The organism is Flavobacterium glycogeni, assembly GCF_048286775.1.
GTDB lineage: Bacteria > Bacteroidota > Bacteroidia > Flavobacteriales > Flavobacteriaceae > Flavobacterium.
On sequence record NZ_JBLVPV010000015.1, the window covers coordinates 48983 to 70222 of the forward strand.

Genomic DNA, 21240 nt, shown 5'->3' on the forward strand with positions numbered 1-21240 from the left:
ATTACTATTGTTATTGCCATTGTCATTGAAATTGCTTTTATTTCAGAACTTTGCTTTGGCAAACGAAATCCGTTTTTGGAACATCCGTTTTTGCAATAGCATTAAAACCGCCTTCAATTTCAGTGAAATTTCTAAAACCGCGAGCTTCCAAAATTGAAGCGGCAATCATACTGCGGTATCCACCCGCGCAATGCAGGTAAAAATGTTCTTTTGGATTAATATCTTTTATCCATTCATTGATAACCGCTAATGGCTTGCTGTAGGATTCCTCAATATGTTCTGCGCAATATTCGCTTTCTTTACGAATATCGATTATTTTGCTTTCGCCAATTTTCACTGCTGCAGCAAATTGTTCGGCTGTGATTCTATGTACGGTATCAATTTCTTTTCCGGCTTTTGCCCAAGCATCAAAACCACCATCCAGATGACCAATCAAGTTATCAAAACCCACACGGCTTAAACGTGTAACGGTTTCTTCCTCTTGTCCCAGTTCACAAACAATTAGAATGGGTTGTTTTACATCGGCTATTAAAGCACCTACCCAAGGAGCAAAATCACCATCAATTCCAATGTTTATGGATTGGGGAATAAATCCTTTGGCAAATTCTCCGTTTTTTCGGGTATCCAATATTAAGGCTCCGGTTTCTTCGGCAGCCACTTCAAATTCGACTACAGATAGCGCGCGCATTCCTAAGTGCAATACGTTTTCAAAACTGTCATATCCTTTTTTATTCATCGCCACATTCATTCCAAAATAGGCTGGAGGAGGTAATAAACCTTCGGTAACTTCTTGTATAAATTCGGCTTCAGTCATATTCGCACGCAACGCATAATTCGTGGTTTTTTGGTCGCCAATAGTAGATACTGTTTCCTTACTCATATTTTTTCCACAGGCACTTCCTGCACCGTGAGCCGGATAAACAATGACATCATCTGCCAAAATCATCACTTTATCTCTTAAGGAATGAAATAAGATTCCCGCTAATTCCTCTTGTGTCATGTCTGCCGCTTTTTGGGCCAAATCCGGTCTTCCCACATCTCCGATAAACAAAGTGTCTCCAGAGAAAATGGCATGGTCTTTTCCGTTTTCGTCGATCAATAAAAAAGAGGAGCTTTCCATGGTATGTCCCGGAGTGTGCAATATTTTTATTTTGATGTTTCCAATGGTGAATTCCTGTCCGTCCTTAGCAGAAATACATTCGAACTCACAACTTGCATTTGGACCATAAACAATTGGAGCAGCTGTTTCTCTGCTCAAATCAACGTGACCGGATACAAAATCAGCATGAAAATGGGTTTCAAAAATATATTTCAATGTAACGCCGTCTCTTTCTAATCGGTCTAAATAGGGTTGGGTTTCACGTAACGGGTCAATAATAGCCGCTTCGCCATTTGAAGTAATATAATAAGCTCCTTGTGCTAAACACCCCGTATATATTTGTTCTATTTGCATGATAATACTATTTATTATTTTATTGTACAAAGATAATTCTGTTTTCTAGGATAAACTGTGACAATTGTTACATAAAATTTTTATTTGAAGAATAGTTCCTTAGTAATTATATAAATGCCCATTACTAATACAAACCAACCAAAGATTGGCTTTAGTTTAGCCCCATCTATTTTTTTTGAAAGCTTGATGCCAATAATCATTCCTATAAAAGCCATACTTGAAATCATCAGTAAAAACGAATAATCTATAGGTGTACCAATATACAAATCACCGCCAAAACCGATACTAGAGTTTATAAAGATAATTAATAATGATGTGCCAACGGCTTGTTTCATTGGTAAATTAGCAAAAAATAATAATGCAGGTATAATTAAAAATCCACCTCCGGCACCTAAAAATCCAGTTACAATTCCAACTAAAAATCCAATTAGTCCCAGTTGTGTGTAATTTGTTTTGGGTAGACTTGTTACCGTTTTTGTTTTGCGTATCATAGATATTGCGGCTGCTATCATGAGTACTGAAAAAACAATCATTATCAGGAAATTTTTTGATACTTGGTAGGAAGCAATGGAGAAAATTGTTGCCGCTATTTTTGGGAAAATGACTTCTCGAATTATCAGTATTGAAAAAACCGAAGGAATGGCAAAGTATAATGCCGATTTAATTTTAAGATTCCCCATTTTATAGTGGCTAATACATCCAAATAAAGCCGTAATTCCCACTATAAATAGAGAATAACTGGTAGCATTTTCAGGATTTATTTTAAAGAGATAAACCAGAATAGGAACAGTAAGTATAGATCCACCACCTCCGATTAATCCTAATGAAAGTCCAATAATAATTGAAGCAAAATAGCCTAAATATTCCATCTTATTTTTTTTTGAAGCAACTTCCCTGGTAATTTTACTTACAGGAAATGGACTTCATTGAGCCGATTTTATTTTAAAAGTTCAATGTTATTACGGTGTAAGGAAACGATACCGCGTTGTTCCATTTTTTTCAACAAACGGGAAATTACTTCTCTTGAGGTATTCAACTCAGATGCGATTTCCTGATGGGACAGTTTCAATTCTTTACAGCCACAAGCGTCTGCATGGCGTTTTAAATAAAATTCCAAGCGCTCGTCCATTGCCCTGAATGCAATGCTGTCAATAACTTCCAACACTTCCTCAAAACGACTGCGATAAGAATTAATTACAAATTCATACCAACTGCGGTGTTGCATCATCCACATGTCCATTAAAGGAAGCGGGACCATTATCAATTCAACATCCTCGACTACTTTAGCCATTATTTGGCTTTTTTCGTTTTTGGTGGCACAAATCATAGAAATGGCACAGGCTTGTCCGGGTTGCAAATAATACATGAAAAATTCACCTCCATTTTCATCTTCGCGATAAATCTTTATTTTTCCGCTGATTACTAAAACAGTGTTTTTGATGTACTGTCCAGTTCGTATGATAATATCACCCGCTTGGTAGGAATGAATGGTGGCATTCGTTTCAATTTCTTTCGCTAATTCATTAGAAAATGAGGGAAATATTTTCTTTATCGGATCAAGCATTTTGGTCTTTTTTCTATCGTTTGTACTGTAAAAGTAGTCTAAAAAACTCGAAAAAATGCGGGTAATTTTTTGACTAAAAATAGTGACAAGTACTTGATTGATTGAATGAATATTGTTTGCTTATTTCCTATGGATTTAATAGACTGATTTCATAAAAATAAGTACTAAATTTATAGTTTCTTGATAGTTAATGTTTTGCGAAAACGTTTTCTTATAAATATTATCCAATTAACAAATCGTACGTTTATTGTTAGCTAAAAACTTTGTATTTTTACAAAAAACATCACTATGAATTTAACACAAGAAGATTGGGTTTCTCAATTTGAAACTGACGAAAACGCAGTAATTTTAGACGTGAGAACCGAAGCCGAATTTAACGAAGGAATTATAGCCAATGCCATTAATATTGATATTCATTTGGGACAAGGTTTTATAACCGAAATTGAAGCGTTAGACAAAACAAAAAACTATTATGTGTATTGCCGCTCCGGAATGCGAAGTGCAAAAGCCTGCGAAATAATGAATGAGCTGGGTTTTGAAAATACGTACAACTTAGTTGGAGGCATTATAGAATGGGATGGAGAAGTAGTTGAACCATAAAAAAGAAAGAGGCAATTGCCTCTTTTATTTATTTAAATTATAAATATAATATCCATTAGTATGAGTTTAATACCAGAAGAATTTAAGATTACAACATTATTGAATCAAGATACGTATTTAGTTGATGGAGAATTAAAAAAATGGGAAGGTCAGACCACGCCTGTTTTTTCAACAATTTCATCCACTGAAGCCTACGGTCCCACTATTTTAGGTTCAATCCCGTTTATGGGAGAAGCCGAAGCTCTGGAAGCAGTTAATGCGGCTAGTGCGGCCTATAATAACGGTCAAGGATTATGGCCAACCATGAAAGTGACGGATCGCATAAAATGCATGGAAAATTTCGTTACACAAATGAAAACAACCCGTAAAGAAGTTGTTAAATTATTGATGTGGGAAATTGGAAAATCATTGGGTGATTCCGAAAAAGAATTTGACAGAACCGTAGAATACATCTATGATACTATCGACAGTTTAAAAGAATTAAACAGTCGCAGTGCTCATTTTTCTAAAGTACAAGGAATAAATGCCATGGTTCGTAGAGGACCGCTTGGCGTTGTTCTATGTCTTGGACCTTATAATTATCCGTTGAATGAGACTTTTTCGTTACTGATTCCTGCCTTGATTATGGGGAATCCGGTAATTTTTAAACCGGCAAAGCATGGCGTTTTATTGATTTCACCTTTATTGGAAGCTTTCAGAAGCAGTTTCCCAAAAGGAGCCATCAATATTGTGTATGGTCGCGGACGTGAAGTGGCTTCGCCAATAATGAAATCCGGAAAAGTAGATATTTTGGCTTTGATAGGAAACAGTAAATCAGCGATTGCTTTACAAGACCAACATCCTAATAAAAACAGATTGCGTTTGATATTAGGTTTGGAGGCTAAAAATCCTGCGATAATTCTTCCGGATGCCGATTTAGATTTGGCTATCCAAGAATGTATCGCTGGCTCTTTATCGTTTAATGGACAGCGTTGTACGGCTTTGAAAGTGTTGTATGTACATGAGTCCATTGCTGATGAGTTCAACAAACGTTTTGCTGCCAAAGTTGATGCGTTGGTTTTTGGTAATCCGTGGGACGCATCTGTGTTTCTGACGCCATTACCAGAAAAAGAAAAACCGGCTTACATTCAGGAATTGATAGATGATGCTACGAGTAAAGGAGCTGCAATAATCAATGAAAAAGGAGGAAAGCATTCGTCTAATTATATTTTTCCTGCAGTTTTATTTCCTATAAATAAAAAAATGCGTGTGTATCACGAAGAGCAATTTGGTCCGGTTGTGCCTATTATTTCTTTCAAAGACATTCAAGAGCCTTTGAACGATATGGCCGAATCGAATTACGGGCAACAAGTGAGTTTGTTTGGAAAAGACATTAAAACTATTGCACCACTTATTGATGCTTTGGTAAATTTAGTGTGTAGAGTAAACTTGAACAGTTCTTGCCAAAGAGGACCGGATGTTTTCCCTTTTACAGGACGAAAAGATTCAGCAGTAGGAACATTGAGTATTCACGATGCCTTGCGTTCATTCTCCATTAGAACTTTTGTTGCGTCTAAAGACAATGATTATAACAATGCTATTTTGCAGGAATTATTGAGCAGTAAAGAATCTAATTTCATTAATACCGATTATATTTTGTAATCTTTTTTAATTAAAAAAAATTAAGCCGTCTCGTTTTTTCGAGCCGGCTTTTTTTGTGGGATTCTGTTTAGAATAAACTCTATTTTATGGAGAAATTAAAAGTGAAAAGGACTGTCAACATGAGTTTTGATATTTGTTTTTAAAGATTAATTAGTTTGTAATAATCTGATTATCAGTATTTATTATTATATTTACGTAATAAAAATAACTTAAAAAATAATAATATGAAAAACATTAAATTTTTTTTGAAACCAGTTTTGATATTAGTTTTTACCGTTGCATTTTTATCTTGTAAAAACAATAAAACGGAGAAAACAGAACCTGAAGAAGTTATGCCTAAAGATACTGCTACTGCTGTTGCTGTATTTGAACCTTTTAAAGTAATTGGAATAAAGCATAAAATAGCGGATTATGAAAAATGGAGAAAGGAATATGATGCACATGATTCTATGCGAATGGTGTATGGAATCTCACATTATATGGTAGGAAGAGGAATTGACGATGCGAATATGATTATGATAATAGATAAAATTAATGATGTCCAAAAAGCAAAAGAGTTTAGTGTGCTTCCCAATCTGAAAGAGACGATGAAAAAAGCCGGGGTTACCGGTAAACCTGAATTTACGTATTATGAGGTAATACGAAATGACGACACACCGATTGATCAGAAAGACCGATTGATGGTGACGCATCGTGTAAAAGATTTTGATGTCTGGCTCAAAGTATACGATGCCGAAGGAACTGCCAAAAGAATGGAAGAAGGATTCATAGACAGAGGAATGGCCAGAAGTATAGATGATCCTAATATGGTGACGCTGGTATTTGCCATTACGGATATGAAAAAAGCAAAAGAAAACATCACCTCCGAAGCAAAGAAGAAACTGATGATGGATGCCGGTGTTGAAGGCACTCCACAAATGTTTTTTTATAAGATAACGGATTATTAATGCGTTTTAAAATATAAAGAAACCGTCTTGTTGATAGCAATGAGACGGTTTTTTTTATGGGGGTTAGATTTTTTTTGAATGGATTTGGAGTTACTAATTTGTAATAAATTATTTATACATTAGCAAAAGTATAAAAAAGCTATTTATGTTACCAAACCAGTTAAATTTTAAGGATTGGAGCCACTTTATGGCTGGTATTATAAGTTATACAAAAAGATGAGCATGAAGAGAAAAACTAATGTAAAAATTAGCATCAATTTTAAAGTAACACAATTATGAAGAAAATTAAAAGTGAATCTAATATTATTCATTTTAGCGTTGGAGCTGGAATGTTTCTTTGGCTGGCAATTATAAGTTTTTTGCACACATTTCTTTTTATAATTTCAAAATATATATTAATCATAGTTTCTGTTGATTCATTGGTGATTTTTTGGATAAATGAGATACTCTATTTGATTTTATTTGCTTTAGTAACTTGGAAAATTTTCAACTGGATCAAAAATAGTAATATTGATAACGTAACGGCAAGACAGATTTTAAAAACATCTATTATCTCTTTAGTAGTAATTCAATTTTTGCAATTAGTAATATCGTATTATCTATTTGATATTTTAGTAGAAAAATATGCAATACAATTAGATAGTTATCATAAAGCAACAAGATCGGGGTACTTACAAATAGTTCAGTCTGCGAGGGAATTTCTTCTTTATATTGTTTTGGGAGTATTAATTTATAGAAAATAACTATAAAAATAACGGTTTTCCCAAAAGTGCGTAATCATCAAGAAAAGTAATTGTAGTAACTAGAAAAACTTAGCAATTTAAAAAGTTTGATCAATCTGCAAATCAACCTATAAAACAAAAAAGATGATCCGTTGCCAGACCACCTTTTCAAACAAATTATAAAATACTAAAATTAAACCAAGTCGAAACGATCCAGGTTCATCACCTTAATCCAAGCAGCTATAAAGTCTTTCACAAACTTTTCTTGAGCATCACTATAACCATAAACCTCTGCAAGCGCTCTTAACTCTGAGTTAGAACCAAAAATAAGATCGACACGAGTTCCAATCCACTTTAATCCGCCTGCCATACGATCACTTCCTACGAAAGCATCATCAGATTCTGAAACTGCTTTCCAAGTGGTGCCTAAATCAAGTAGATTTACAAAGAAATCATTTGTAAGCACCTCAGGACGTTTTGTGAAAACACCGTTTTGTGACTGATCAAAGTTGGTGTTTAATACACGCATACCACCAACAAGAACTGCCATTTCTGGCGTTGTCAAAGTTAATAATTGTGCTTTGTCAACTAACATTTCCTCTGCTGATACGGTATATTTTGTCTTAACATAATTACGGAATCCATCTGCCTGAGGCTCAAGCACTGCAAATGATGCTACATCTGTTTGTTCTTGTGAAGCATCCGTACGTCCCGGTGTGAAAGGTACTGATACGTAATGTCCTGCAGTTGCAGCTGCTTTTTCAATTCCTGCGCTACCACCTAAAACGATCAAGTCAGCAATTGAAACTTGTTTACCGCCAGATTGCGTGCTGTTGAACTCATTTTTGATATTCTCAAGTTTGTTAAGCACTCTTTCCAGTTGGGACGGATTGTTTACTTTCCAATCTTTTTGCGGAGCTAGACGAATACGACCACCGTTTGCGCCACCACGTTTGTCAGAGCCACGGAAAGTGGATGCTGATGCCCAAGCGGTAGCTACTAATTCTGGTACAGACAATCCAGAAGCCAGAATCTTTGCCTTAAGTGTAGCAATATCTTGGTCATCAATTAATGGATGTGTAACAGCAGGAACTGGGTCTTGCCAAATTAGTTCTTCAGCAGGAACTTCTGGTCCTAAATAGCGCGCTTTTGGACCCATATCTCTATGTGTTAGCTTGAACCATGCTCTAGCAAAGGCATCATTGAATTCTGCTGGATTCTCAAAAAAGTGTCTTGAGATTTTCTCGTATATTGGGTCAACTCTTAATGATAAGTCAGTAGTCAGCATAAATGGCGCATGACTTTTTGAAGGGTCGTGTGCATCTGGCACAGTACCAGCTCCTGCATCACCTTTCGGTTTCCATTGATGGGCACCAGCCGGGCTTTTGGTCAATTCCCATTCGAACCCGAACAAGTTTTCGAAGTAGTTGTTGCTCCATTTTGTTGGCGTTGTGGTCCAAGCACCTTCAAGACCGCTGGTAATTGTATCACCTGCATTTCCAGTACCATAGGTGTTTTTCCAACCTATGCTTTGCTCTTCAATAGATGCTCCTGCTGGTTCTGGACCTACGTATTTATTTGGATCAGCAGCACCATGGGTTTTACCCAATGTATGTCCACCAGCAATAAGTGCAACCGTTTCTTCGTCATTCATAGCCATACGGGTAAAAGTCTCCCGAATATCAATGGCTGCTAAAAGTGGATCAGGATTTCCGTCAGGACCTTCAGGGTTTACATAAATAAGTCCCATTTGTACAGCAGCTAGAGGATTTTCTAAATCACGATCACCTGAGTAGCGGCTATTTGGAGTGTTACTAAGTGCTAACCATTCTTTTTCAGAACCCCAGTAAATATCTTCTTGTGGTTCCCAAACATCGGCACGTCCGCCAGCGAAACCAAAGGTCTGTAAACCTGCCGACTCGAGGGCACAATTACCAGTTAGAACCATTAAATCTGCCCAAGAAATTTTCTTACCATATTTTTGTTTGATTGGCCATAACAGCAAACGAGCCTTGTCCAGATTTGCATTATCTGGCCAGCTGTTTAGTGGCGCAAAACGCTGCGTCCCGAAACCTGCACCACCACGACCGTCCGCGATACGATACGTACCTGCACTGTGCCAAGCCATACGAATAAAGAACGGACCATAGTGACCGTAATCAGCAGGCCACCAGTCTTGAGATGTGGTCATCATATCGAAAATGTCTTTCTTCAAGGCATCTAAATCCAGAGACTTGAATTCCTCAGCATAATTAAAGGCCTCTCCCATCGGATTGGAAAGAGAAGAGTTTTGGCGCAGGATGTTTAATTTCAATTGATTTGGCCACCAGTCGCGGTTACTATTTCCAGTACCAGAGCTTTGATTTGGGGCAACTCCACCGGAAAACGGGCATTTACTTTCTCCGTTGACTTTGTAGGATGTTGGATTTGTGTTATTTTCCATAGTATGATTGATTTTTTATTTTATAAACTTAATATGACGAATTTACTGAAAAGTATTCGTATCTAATTTTGTTTTTAATAGATAAAAACTATAGTAGTTGCTATACATAGGTATGTGCTAAATTTACTAAAAATGTTTAATTAAATAAGCATCAGTGCATCTGGATATTATCCAGCCAGTATTAAGCTCATAAATTCGAGAGAATCGTATTCCTGTTTTTTGTTGTTTCTGATTTAGGTATAAATTTATGAAATGTAAACTTAAGATGGTTATTAAAGATTTGAGAATTAGTTTAATGGAATATTGGTCTTGTATTTGGAAGTTTAATGATAACTAAAAAATAAAAGGAATATAAACCGCTACTGGAAACCTAGTACAATACTTAAAGTAGATTAAATCCAAAATCATTATTTTTTTAAAACAGTAATGGCAAACTAAAAAGAGAATTTCCTAACCATCATTCTCTTTTTTCAATTCTAGAACTTCTTTATCTTAAAAATATTACGTAATTTTAGAGTAGTCAAAATACGAAACCAAAAGGCAGCAGGAACAATTCATCACTATTGTCTTTAAAACTCAAAAACTATCAAAAAGAAAATCAAAATAGCTAAGGAAAATATTCATGAAAGACTGCATCGGGAACCTTTAATCACGCATCCTCGATTGAAGTTTATTCCTAATATTGTGCTCAACCTGATTAGCTGTATCATCACACTTGCTGTGGTAGGAACGTTGTTGTATTTCCTTCTGAATTATTTGATAATGAAGTTTTATCATTTGGATTAGTAAAAAGCAACTTATATTTATATCGATTGGGTACATTTGTATTAGGACCTTTGCCATATTCTACTTCTTATTTTAAAGCTGAATCTGTAATCCGATTAATGTCTGCCGGTTTCCAGTATTTTGCCATTTCATTTTGCAAAATCACCTTTTTCTCGGCATCGAAATAAAGAGAATCGATATCTGTGTCACTTTTCTGAATTCATACTTTTAATGAGGCAGTTTATCTCTAAAATAGCCATAAACCCAGGTTCCCGCTACAGCAGATAATAAGGTAACAATCATGACAGTTGCGCCAGTTCCAATTTGTGCAAATAACGGTCCTGGACAAGCTCCGGTTATAGCCCAACCCAATCCGAAGAGGAGTCCGCCGTAAATTTGTCCTTTGTTGAACGTTTTGTCGTGGAATTCAATTTTTTCTCCATAAATGGTTTTAAGATTGAACTTTTTTATCAGGAAAACAGATAGCATTCCTACCATAACGGCACTTCCTATGATGCCATACATATGAAAGGATTGAAAACGAAACATTTCCTGAATGCGATACCAGCTGATTACTTCGGCTTTGATGAAAACAATTCCAAACAATAAACCGATGATTAAGTATTTTAAATTATGATACCACTTGTGTTCTAATTGACTCTCGTTGACACAAACGGTGTCTAAGGAACGAGTTTCGAAATCTGTATTTTGATCTTTATTTTGCATGTTAGATAGTATTAAATAGAAAGTATTATAGGTAAAATGATATTCGCCATAATCAATCCACCTACGAAGAAACAACAGGTTGCAATCAGTGAGGGCAATTGTAAATTAGACAAACCGGAAATAGAGTGCCCGCTGGTACAACCTCCCGCATAACGAGAACCGAAACCAATAAAAAAACCACCTATGACCATCATGAAAAATCCTTTGAGCGTGATTAAGTTTTCCCACGAGAAGAGTTGTTCGGGTAACATTCCGTTGATATTTGTAACTCCATATGACGCTAATTCTGTTCTTAGAGTATCGTTTATAATAATTGAATTTGGATTTGACAAAAAATTAAATGCCAAAACGCCACCCACTAATATTCCCAATACGAAAAACATATTCCAGATTTCTTTTTTCCAATCGTATTTAAAAAAGGTAATATTTGCCGGTAAATAGATCGCACAAGTGTGTCTCAATGAAGCACTGATTCCAAAAGATTTATTTCCCATAATTAATAATGCCGGAACTGTAAGTCCAACTAATGGGCCTGCAATATACCAAGGCCAAGGTTGTTTGATGAATTCTAAAATTTCCATATTTGTTGCTTTAGTACTGCAAAGATTATATTTAAAAAGCAGTAGTTGTGTTACTTTTGTCACACAACAAAAAAAGATTTAAAAAAATCACATTGATTTTATTTTGTAATATAATGATCTAACTTTTCTCGGAACGAATCACTATTCCAATTTGCAGCTCCAATTTTGGCTACAATCACATTTCCTTGTTTGTCAATAAGATAAGTGGCGGGTATTGTAGACGACTCCATTTCTAAAGGAGGATTTGTAATGGATTGATATACTGGAAGGGTTAAGTTTTCTTTGACTAAAAACGCATTTGCCCTTTCAAAGGAATCAGTTGTCACAAATAAAAACACAATTTTATCCTGATAGTCAGCATATAATTTTTGCATGCTTGGCATTTCGGCAATACAGGGCGGACACCATGTAGCCCAGAAATTAATGAATATTATTTTTCCTTTGTATTCTTCCAATGTCACACTCTTTCCTGTAGCATCGACTAATTGCCATTGGTATGTGGAAAGCATTTTTTGATCTGTTACAGCAATCGTTTTTGGCGAAAAAGCAATTAAGCGGTTTACTTGTATTTTTAAAAAAGTGCCCAAAGGACTAAACAGAAGCAATGCGATAAATAGGATAAAAGCAATATTTTGAATAGTAGATTTTTTTGGTGTTTTCCAGTTCATTTTTTATTTTTTTTGAAATAGTATTTTATTTTAGAAAAAGCTCTTTAGTTATAATATAGATTCCCATCACCAAAACGAACCAACCAAATGCAGGTTTCAGTTTATCTCCATTAATTTTTTTTGATAAGGCTGTGCCAATGAAAATTCCAACAATTGCAAATGTTGTAATGGTAAGCAAAAATTGCCAATTAATTCCGTTTTCGCTTCCTTCTCCAAAGAAACCAATCAGAGATTTTGCAGCAATAATTACTAATGAAGTCCCGACTGCTTCTTTCATTGGTAATTTACTCAAAATAACCAAAGCAGGAATAATTAGGAAACCGCCACCAGCTCCCACTAAACCTGTGATAGCGCCAACAATTGCGCCTTCGATAAGTATCAGCGGGTAATTGAATTTTTGTTCTTCGGACTTTTCTTCTATAATTTTGGTGTCTTTTTTAATCATGCTATACGAAGCGGCAATCATAATTACGGCAAAAAGGAGCATCATCAACAGGTTTTTTGTACCTATAAATTCTCCTATGGAAAACACTTCTTTTGGAATCGCAGGAACGATTAAAGCTCTCGTTGTAAAAACAGCAATGATTGACGGAATACCAAAAACAATAGCTGTTTTAATATTTACCAATCCTTTTTTGAAATAGCCGACAGTACCCACAGCACTTGTAAGTCCTACAATAAATAAGGAGTAAGCGGTAGCTAAAATGGGTTCGATAGCAAATAAATAAACTAAAACAGGTACGGTAAGAATACTGCCACCACCGCCAATGAGTCCTAATGCAACGCCAATGAGTATTGATGTAAAATAACCGATATATTCCATAAATTGTAAAATTGTATACTGCAAAGATTGTCCGTTAAAATTCCGCGTACAGTAACATTTATCACATAGGGAGCTTTTTTTTCAAAAAATGAACGTATTAGGGATGTGAATAAACCAAAAACGCCTGTAAAGTATAAAGTTTAAAGGCGTTTTGATTTCAATTAAAAACTAATTAACCCAACGGGTTAAATTAATTATGACATTCGGAATAAACATAAAAAAAATCCATTTTACTAATTGTAAAATGGATTTTCATAATCGTGGAGAGGAAGGGACTACAGTCGGACGGCTGCTAATAGTGCCATCTAACAAAAGCCTCCATTGCGGCATAGCTAGATAATCCCAATTGATTATACAATACGGCCGTTTCTCTATTTCTGTCTTCTGCTCTCTGCCAAAATTCTCTAGCATCAGATCCTTGAAATACCACACCGTCTTTTTGAGATTGGTGTTTGAAAATTCCGTGTCTTTTAGCTAACACCTGATCGGGACTCATAGGTACAGCCATTTCCACCTCATCAATACCCCATTCCTGCCAAGCACCTCTGTATAACCAAACCCAGCAATCCTTCATGAAATCTTGTGGTTTCAATCGTTTTACGGCTTCAAAAATGGCATCCAGACATACTTTATGCGTTCCATGCGGATCTGCCAGATCACCTGCAGCATAAATTTGATGTGGTTTTATTTTTTCAATAAGATCCATTGTCAACTGGATATCGACTTCTCCCAAAGGTTTTTTCTCGATAGTTCCTGTTTCATAGAATGGAAGTTCCATAAAATGAATTTGCTCATCGGACAAACCAACGAAATGACTCGTAGCGCGAGCTTCTCCTTTTCGAATCAATCCTTTTAAATAACGAACTTCAGGAATGTCTATTTCGCTCGCTTTTTTGTTTTTAAGAAAGGCTATCGATTTTTTATAAATATGCTCCGCTTCAATACTTTTTATTCCAAATTTCTCGTTATAATCAATTACAAATCGTGCAAATCGTTGTGCTTCATCATCAGCAACCGCAATATTTCCAGAGGTTTGGTAGGCAACATGTACTTCATGCCCTTGTTGTTGCAATCGCATAAAAGTACCTCCCATACTGATGATATCGTCATCCGGATGCGGACTAAAAACCAACACTCTTTTTCTTGCGGGTTCCGCTCTTTCGGGTCTGTTTACATCATCGGCATTCGGTTTTCCTCCTGGCCATCCGGTAATTGTATGCTGAAGTTTGTTAAATATCTTGATATTAATGTCGTATGCCGGTCCAGAATCAGCCAACAAATCGCTCATTCCATTTTCAATATAATCAGCATCTGTAAGCATTAAAATAGGTTTCTTTAAATCAAGTGCCAATCCTAACACCGCTTTTCGGGTCAATTGATCGGTCCAAATAATTTTTTCAACCAACCAAGGCGTATTGATTCGCGTTAATTTTGAAGAAGCTTCTTTATCTAAAACAAAAACGGCATTATTGTGCTCTTGCAAAAATGAAGCAGGAATTTGATTGGTTACCGTTCCTTCAACAGAAGCTTTAATAATATTCGATTTTCCTTCTCCCCAAGCCATTAAAATAACTTGTTTGGCTTCCATTATTTTTTTAATTCCCAGCGTAATTGCTGTTCTGGGAGTATTCCCTAATCCAGAAAAATCTTTGCTTGCCGCCACTCTGGTAATATGATCTAATGCTACCAATCGTGTTTTGGAATTCTGTAAAGACCCTGATTCATTGAATCCAATATGGCCGTTTCCTCCAATTCCTAATATCTGTAAATCAATGCCTCCCAAAGCTTCTATTTTAGCTTCGTAATTAGCACAATAATCAGCAATTTCTTCTTTGGATAAAGTCCCATCCGGAATATGATAATTTTCCGGTAGGATATCCACTTGATCCAACAGTAATTCTTTCATAAATCGCACGTAGCTATTTATAGAATCGGGTTCCATTGGATAATATTCATCTAAATTAAATGTGATTACATTTTTAAAACTCAGTCCTTCTTCTTTGTGCATGCGCACTAACTCGGCATACAATCCTTTGGGCGAAGACCCCGTTGCTAATCCTAATATACAGGATTCTTGATTCTCTTGTTTTAATCTGATAAGGGTTGCTATTTGTTGTGCAACGGCTTTAGATGCCGCAGTTGAATTTTCAAATACTACTGTTCCAATATTCTCGAATCTTTTTTCAAAACCTGTCGCCTTATCTATGTTACTTTTTAACATTGTCAGTTTTTTTTAATTTATTATCTAACTTAATCTGTATTATTTTCTGGACCAGCTTCTGTATTTATGTCCTTTAAATGCATAAAACAGGATCATAAAGTAAGTAGGTAATAATATCAAATAGGCAATTTGATTACCACTTTTAGCAGTCTCAGCAATACCTTCAGCTTCGTTCGCTATATTAATTGTATCTGCCCATGAACCGTACATTAATGGAAAAATAGCACCACCTACAATTCCCATTATTAATATGGCACCCGCTATTTTTGTATAGCCTCCAAGGTCTTGAAGTGCCATTGGCCATATTGCTGGCCAGCAAAGTGCATTGGCAAGTCCTATAAGAGCCACCAAAATAATTACTAGTGGTAAATTTGGAATTCCTCCGGGTAATTGAATCATAATGGCTGGAGAAATCGTAACAATTAACAGCACTAAAATAATTCCTAAAAAGCCTGAAGCTTTTAAAGCAGTAACTTGTGAAACATACTTAGGGATTAAGGTAATTCCTAAAATGTAGCCAATTACCATAGCGGTCATTGTAAACGAAGTAAGTTTTAGATAAAAATCTCCGTTATCGCCATAAACGCCTAGTTTTTTTCCAAAACCACCTATAGAATCGCCTGCAATTACTTCACCAGCTACATATAACATTAGCGTAATGAAACCAAAAACCAATTGCGGATATTGGAACGCATTTTTAATTTGTTGAAAAATACTTAAATGTCCCACTTGTCCATCTTCGTCTAAATCGATTTCCGGCAGCGGAGAGTATTTTATCAATACTGCCAATATCAAGATAATAATTCCAATATAGATGTAAGGAGTTTGCAATTGTAATGCAAGTGCATCAAGTGCTTTTGCTTTTGCATCAGCATCAAGAAGTGCAATTTTTTCAGCAGTATAATCTTTCATATTAGAAAGTACCAAAGCGGTTAAGGCAATAGGGGCAATAAATCCTGCAAATTTATTTGCTAAACCCAATACACTAATTCTTGCTGCCGCACTTTCTCGAGGACCAATTACAACCACATAAGGATTCGCCGCGGTTTGTAAAATTGCTAATCCCGTACCCATGACAAATAATGCAATTAGGAATAGAATAAATGTACGTGCTTCGGCAGCTGGATAAAACGTAAAGGCTCCAATTGCGATTACCACTAATCCTAGTGATAAACCATTCTTGTAACCCACCTTTTCTATCAACCAAGAAGAGGGTATTGCCATCACAAAATAGGCAATGTAAAATGCAAAAGCCACAAAATAAGATTGAGACTCCGTTAATTCGCAGGCAGTTTTAAAAAATGGAATTAACGGCCCATTTAACCAAGTTACGAACCCGAAAATAAAAAATAATGCGGTTAAAATAACCATTGGAATTAATGCACTCCCTTGATTCCTATTTATGGTACTCTCGATTTTTGACATGTTGTTTGTTTTTTAGTAATAGTTAAATTTAGCGGGTAACTTTATTAGTATGAGCACTTCTACAATCTAGTCTGGTTTAATTACTAGAAAAAAAAGGGAGAAGCACTTTTACTGATTTTTCACACCTTATTTTTTTAAGATGGATTTATTTTTTGGTTATTATACATTCCAATCCAATTGAGGATAATGTTTTTTTAAATATGCTTTTACCTCGGCTATGTCTTCCTTTGCCGTTAAATCAGGAACATGCTCCGAAAAAGGAATTCCTAATGCGGTATTAGGGTGTTCTTTTATTGCATTTAAAAGTACGGTTGGCAATTCTTTTTCATCTCTTTCCGGATTAACGGGGCAATTTTTTAAATAAGGATATAAAATAGCTCCGTTAAATTTAAAAGCATTCATGCTCACTCTTAATATTCCTTCAGCATCTTTATAGCTGTCTAAAATAGCTGCGGTTGGTTTTTCAAGAATGTCCAAAAGACAGTTGTTTTCATTTAGTTTCGCAATGGCAAAACGAGAAATTCGCTCCGACGGGAACTCTAATGCATCACGGTTATAGCTTATAAAAGCGTTAGGACTATTGGTTTCCCTGAGTGCATATAACGCCTCTGCCGAATACAAATTATCACTATTGCAAACCGAATAATCTTGAGAATTCAATTCCGGATACTGTTCTACCGCTTGGAATAATGCATCCGCAGTACCAAATGGCTTCACTCTTCCTTCAGGAATGTATTGAGTGGCAAAAGAAATGGTTAAACCATGAAAATCATTATTTTTATTTTCACTGCCATAAAATTCTTTAAATAAATCTCCCTGCTCACCAATAATAATATAGATATTTTTATACCCTGCTTTTTTAGCATTTAATAAAAGATAATCTAATAATGGTCTTCCGTTTGGGCCAACACCAATTAATCCTTTACTTCTTTCATTAGCTTGCGCAATTTCTTCTTCACTCAAATTATCTAATGTAACTTGTTTTTTCATTCTGGAGGAAGCGCCACCGGCTAAAATAATTAAATTGCCATGCATACTTAATTCTTTAAAATTATACTATTTTCTAATATTCTCACTCCAGGATCAACATCCACTGTATACGCTTCTATTGCACCTGCTGCCAGTATCGCTTCCACTACCAGTGCTTCTTTTCCCGGTTCGGCCAGTACTACAATACTGCCTCCGCCACCTGAACCAACTATTTTGGCACCATACGCACCAGCTTTTAATGCGGCATTAATCATAGCATCGATTTTTGGCACCGTAATTTTCAATAAATCTCTCAACACAACATGATGCGCATTCATTAATTCTCCAATCTTTTTTAAATCAAGCGTTGGTTTTTCAAATTCTTTTAAAGCAAGTTTGGTATAATGATGATTTTTAATTGCCGCTTCGAAATAAGGAATCAATCGGTCTGGTAAATAATTACAATATTTCTTTAAATCTTGGATTTCGGCTTTGTTTAAATCAAAATCTTTAAAATTTTGTTTTACAATATCTATCGCCAATAATGCATTCCCTTTCAATTCGCCAATTAAGCCAATAGTTTCTTTAGGCACACCCGAAACACCCGTGATAAGACCTTTCAATTCAGTACCTATAATAGTACAAGAAAATGGATTTTTGGTATTGATGTGCACAATATTACCCACTCCTATGCTGTAATGATCCATCATTCCGCCTGGTTCTCCATGTTCTAATACCTCGGAAGCATATCCCATTTTTGCAATAAATTCAGGTGTAACCTCGGCATCGACTCCGTAAGCGGTAATCAAAAAGTTAATCCAAGCCAATAATAAGGCCGATGAACTTGAGGTTCCTGAATTGATGGGAATATTTCCTTTTATGGTAATATCATATCCTACATTTGGGATGCAACCATGTCTTCTCAAAACTCTTAAGGAAGACGCAAAATAATCACGTGGCGCTAATTCTGAAAAAGTAGCGTGGATATCAATGACCCTAACTTCATTAATATCCCCCATATTTAATTTAAAAACGTCAGTGTCATTTTGCACTGCAGTTAATTTTATGTTTCTATTAATTGCACATGCAATTACCGGTAATCCTAAATAATCTTGATGATCTCCAAAGAGACACGTCCGTCCCGGTGCTAATGATATAATTTCTTTCACTTTTTATAGGTGTTAAAGTATTGTAATACTGATGATTATGATATTTTTTATTTGTACTTCTAACGGTTTTCTTAGTTTTGACTTTACGAAACTATAGATTAAATTCTAATAAACCAAGTAAAAAACAAAAAATGTGCTCGAACACACCTTAAAAATGTTATCGAGCACATTTTTAAATTAAATATAAAAGGCATTATTAAAAATAGAGTAGTGGTTCAAAATAAAAGGATGGCATTCATTAATTAAATTCTTATTTGTTAATTAAGTCTTACAAAATAAAATAAACCAAAGTTTTTATATATTTGCCCATTATGGATAAAAAATATACAATAAAAGATATTGCTAAATTAGCTGGCGTTTCAAAAGGTACTGTTGACAGAGTCTTGCATAAAAGAGGAAAAGTGTCACCATTAGCTCTGGAAAAAGTAAACGAGGTTTTAAAAGTAATTGACTACGAACCAAATCTTATTGCCAGAAATTTAAAAAACAATAAAATTTATCGTATTTGTATTGTACTTCCTGATCCTAAAATTGATCCTTATTGGCTTCCTTGTCTAAATGGTATTGATGATGCTGCGAAAGAATTCAATGCCTATAATTTAGTTATTGAAACTTTTTATTTTAATCCGGAAAAAAAGAAATCTTTTTTAAAAACGAATGAAACGGTTTTAGGGTTATCTCCCGATGCGGTTTTGTTGGCGCCTTTATTCCATAAAGAGACCGTTGATGTTATTGAAGAATACCATTCATTAAACATCATTGTAAACACTTTTAACAACCAAGTCGAATCCAGTTTTGTAAAAAGTTTTGTAGGTCAGGATTTGTTTAGAAGTGGGCGAGTGGCTGCAAAATTATTAGATTCGATTACTGATAAAGGTCAAATTGCTATTGTTCATATTGATGAAACCTACAAAAATGCAATTCACATGCAGGAAAAGGAAAGAGGTTTTAGAAATTATTTTGAGGAGATAGGAAATTCAGACTATACCATCACAACCCTAAAATTGAAAAATCCAAATGTTGAAATTAGTTTCAATAATTTTCTGAATGAAAACCCTGATGTATCAGGAATCTTTATTACCACTTCTAAAGCATATCAAATAGCTAAAATTCTTAGTGCGTTCAAACGTAAAAAAATTGGAGTTGTCGGATATGATTTGATTAATGAAAATGTTACTTATTTGAATCAAGGAGTAATTGATTTTATGATCCATCAAAATCAGAAAAGGCAAGCGTATCTGGGAATAACCTCTTTAGTGGAATATTTTCTTTTTCAGAAAGAAATTCCGGAAATGATTCTTTTACCCATTGATATTGTAAATGCTGAAAATGCGGAGTATTATATTGAATAGCACCATTCTATTCTTTTAAAACAAAAACCCCGAACGAAGAAGCAATATGAAAATTAGGTGTTTCGGTATTTGGGTTTACCCAGGTTATCCAGTTAGGTTCAAAACATCCATTTTGTCTCTTTGTATATTTTGCTCTAAAAACACCGGTTTCTATTCTATTGTTTTGAATTAAATTAAAACTTTTTAAAGATTCGATACTAATTGACCCTTCAACAGTAAAAGAATTAGCATTTACAGTTGATTTAACTACTAAATCATCCTTGGGCCAATTCCAATTAAAATCAAAGTCCTTATTGGGATGCGCCATAAAATCCATTACTCGACCAGAAGTATCGATTTCTAAACAATAATACGGATTCAGGGAATTATCAGGTCTAAAGAAGAGTTCGACTCTATCGGAGTTTCCAATACTGTCAATACTGTCATCCTGTTTTTCAATGTGGATTTCGGTGTCCAAAACAGTAAAATTAAAAAATAATTTTTCACGATCCCAAAGTACTCTAAATGTAATTTCTGTTCCTTTTTCGGTACTCCAAGGGGAACAAAAATCTGTCAAAATCATAGCGTTATCCCATAATGTATCATCTCCATTTCCGGAGATATTCAATTGTTTTTTCTCGATTAAATTCACTTCGTATTCTTTTATTTCTGGAGTCATTTTATGTTGTATTTAATAGTTGTATAAAATTGTATTTGAGTAAAATTTCCGAAATATAGTTAAAAGAAATTTCAATGAAAAATTCTTCTCTTTTTTTAGCTTAATTGGAATTCTTAAAAATATCTATTTAGCGTTAAATTCTGGTCTAAATCGATAAAAATAATAGGCTTTAATGTGTTTCTAATAATATACAAAACTGTTGAATTTTTAAAAAAATGATTTAAAAATTACGAATTTCATATTTTTTAATCTATAAGCTTCCTTTTAGCTAAAATAAAGAGAGCAAGATTGAAGCGGCTTCTATTATTAAAAAACTAGAATTTTATTACTAAAAAAACGTTTTGCATAATATTTATGTGCTCGAGAACACAAATGTCGTGTGTTCGAGCACATTTTTCATGTTTTTCCTTGTTTAATAAAAATATAATCTATAGTTTCGTCACATATTAAAAAATAATGCCTCTTTTATTAGATAAAAATTTAATACTCTAAAAATTAAATAAGAGGATAAAA

Annotated in this window: 18 protein-coding genes; 5 read left to right on the forward strand and 13 right to left on the reverse strand. The window is 34.9% G+C overall.

The window, feature by feature from the left end:
- Positions 1 to 37 precede the first annotated feature (37 nt).
- The 3 genes from ACNQGX_RS12635 to ACNQGX_RS12645 all read right to left on the reverse strand — a co-directional run bounded on the left by ACNQGX_RS12635 (position 38) and on the right by ACNQGX_RS12645 (position 3017).
- On the reverse strand, positions 38 to 1453 hold the full coding sequence (locus ACNQGX_RS12635) for an MBL fold metallo-hydrolase (RefSeq protein WP_417976757.1): 1416 nt from the start codon (positions 1451 to 1453) through the stop codon (positions 38 to 40).
- An 80-nt stretch (positions 1454 to 1533) separates the two neighbouring features.
- Positions 1534 to 2322 carry a sulfite exporter TauE/SafE family protein gene (locus ACNQGX_RS12640; RefSeq protein ID WP_131917173.1) on the reverse strand — a complete coding sequence of 263 codons (789 nt, stop codon included), beginning with the start codon at positions 2320 to 2322 and terminating at the stop codon, positions 1534 to 1536.
- Between the two features lie 68 nt (positions 2323 to 2390).
- Entirely contained in the window at positions 2391 to 3017 is a 627-nt protein-coding gene (locus ACNQGX_RS12645; RefSeq protein ID WP_417976759.1) for a Crp/Fnr family transcriptional regulator, read from the reverse strand.
- A 288-nt stretch (positions 3018 to 3305) separates the two neighbouring features.
- On the opposite strand from ACNQGX_RS12645, the gene ACNQGX_RS12650 reads away from it, so the two are divergent.
- The 4 genes from ACNQGX_RS12650 (at position 3306) to ACNQGX_RS12665 (ending at position 6948) form a co-directional block, all read left to right on the forward strand.
- Positions 3306 to 3617 carry a rhodanese-like domain-containing protein gene (locus tag ACNQGX_RS12650; protein WP_131917175.1) on the forward strand — a complete coding sequence of 104 codons (312 nt, stop codon included), beginning with the start codon at positions 3306 to 3308 and terminating at the stop codon, positions 3615 to 3617.
- Between the two features lie 60 nt (positions 3618 to 3677).
- Complete coding sequence (locus ACNQGX_RS12655) at positions 3678 to 5258, forward strand: NADP-dependent glyceraldehyde-3-phosphate dehydrogenase (protein ID WP_417976761.1); 1581 nt, start codon at positions 3678 to 3680, stop codon at positions 5256 to 5258.
- A gap of 224 nt (positions 5259 to 5482) precedes the next feature.
- Positions 5483 to 6205, forward strand: a complete 723-nt coding sequence (locus ACNQGX_RS12660; RefSeq protein WP_417976763.1) for a hypothetical protein — start codon at positions 5483 to 5485, stop codon at positions 6203 to 6205.
- Between the two features lie 275 nt (positions 6206 to 6480).
- Positions 6481 to 6948 (forward strand): hypothetical protein, encoded by a 468-nt coding sequence (locus ACNQGX_RS12665; protein ID WP_417976765.1) that lies wholly within the window; start codon positions 6481 to 6483, stop codon positions 6946 to 6948.
- Between the two features lie 172 nt (positions 6949 to 7120).
- Here the strand turns inward: ACNQGX_RS12665 and katG are convergent, their stop codons facing one another.
- The 9 genes from katG to ACNQGX_RS12710 form a co-directional block, all read right to left on the reverse strand.
- Complete coding sequence (katG, locus tag ACNQGX_RS12670) at positions 7121 to 9370, reverse strand: catalase/peroxidase HPI (RefSeq protein WP_417976767.1); 2250 nt, start codon at positions 9368 to 9370, stop codon at positions 7121 to 7123.
- Positions 9371 to 10363: 993 nt separating this feature from the next.
- Complete coding sequence (locus ACNQGX_RS12675; RefSeq protein ID WP_417976769.1) at positions 10364 to 10861, reverse strand: DUF6691 family protein; 498 nt, start codon at positions 10859 to 10861, stop codon at positions 10364 to 10366.
- An 11-nt stretch (positions 10862 to 10872) separates the two neighbouring features.
- The gene (locus ACNQGX_RS12680) at positions 10873 to 11436 is read right to left on the reverse strand and encodes a YeeE/YedE family protein (RefSeq protein WP_417976799.1); all 564 of its coding nucleotides are present in this window, start codon (positions 11434 to 11436) and stop codon (positions 10873 to 10875) included.
- A 104-nt stretch (positions 11437 to 11540) separates the two neighbouring features.
- Complete coding sequence (locus ACNQGX_RS12685; RefSeq protein ID WP_417976771.1) at positions 11541 to 12110, reverse strand: TlpA family protein disulfide reductase; 570 nt, start codon at positions 12108 to 12110, stop codon at positions 11541 to 11543.
- Positions 12111 to 12135: 25 nt separating this feature from the next.
- A complete protein-coding gene (locus ACNQGX_RS12690) occupies positions 12136 to 12933 on the reverse strand; it encodes a sulfite exporter TauE/SafE family protein (RefSeq protein ID WP_417976800.1) in 798 nt (265 codons plus the stop codon).
- A gap of 292 nt (positions 12934 to 13225) precedes the next feature.
- Entirely contained in the window at positions 13226 to 15154 is a 1929-nt protein-coding gene (gene nagB, locus ACNQGX_RS12695) for a glucosamine-6-phosphate deaminase (protein WP_417976773.1), read from the reverse strand.
- A gap of 39 nt (positions 15155 to 15193) precedes the next feature.
- Positions 15194 to 16579: a sugar MFS transporter gene (locus tag ACNQGX_RS12700; RefSeq protein WP_417976775.1), complete on the reverse strand. Its 1386-nt coding sequence runs from the start codon at positions 16577 to 16579 to the stop codon at positions 15194 to 15196.
- A gap of 159 nt (positions 16580 to 16738) precedes the next feature.
- The gene (locus tag ACNQGX_RS12705; protein WP_417976777.1) at positions 16739 to 17614 is read right to left on the reverse strand and encodes a sugar phosphate nucleotidyltransferase; all 876 of its coding nucleotides are present in this window, start codon (positions 17612 to 17614) and stop codon (positions 16739 to 16741) included.
- 2 nt (positions 17615 to 17616) lie between these two features.
- The gene (locus ACNQGX_RS12710; RefSeq protein ID WP_417976778.1) at positions 17617 to 18717 is read right to left on the reverse strand and encodes a mevalonate kinase family protein; all 1101 of its coding nucleotides are present in this window, start codon (positions 18715 to 18717) and stop codon (positions 17617 to 17619) included.
- Positions 18718 to 19028: 311 nt separating this feature from the next.
- Here ACNQGX_RS12710 and ACNQGX_RS12715 point away from each other — a divergent pair, with 311 nt between their 5' ends.
- Entirely contained in the window at positions 19029 to 20069 is a 1041-nt protein-coding gene (locus ACNQGX_RS12715) for a substrate-binding domain-containing protein (protein WP_417976780.1), read from the forward strand.
- A gap of 7 nt (positions 20070 to 20076) precedes the next feature.
- Here the strand turns inward: ACNQGX_RS12715 and ACNQGX_RS12720 are convergent, their stop codons facing one another.
- Positions 20077 to 20727, reverse strand: coding sequence for a sugar-binding protein (locus ACNQGX_RS12720; protein ID WP_417976782.1), 651 nt, complete (start codon positions 20725 to 20727; stop codon positions 20077 to 20079).
- Positions 20728 to 21240: the final 513 nt, after the last annotated feature.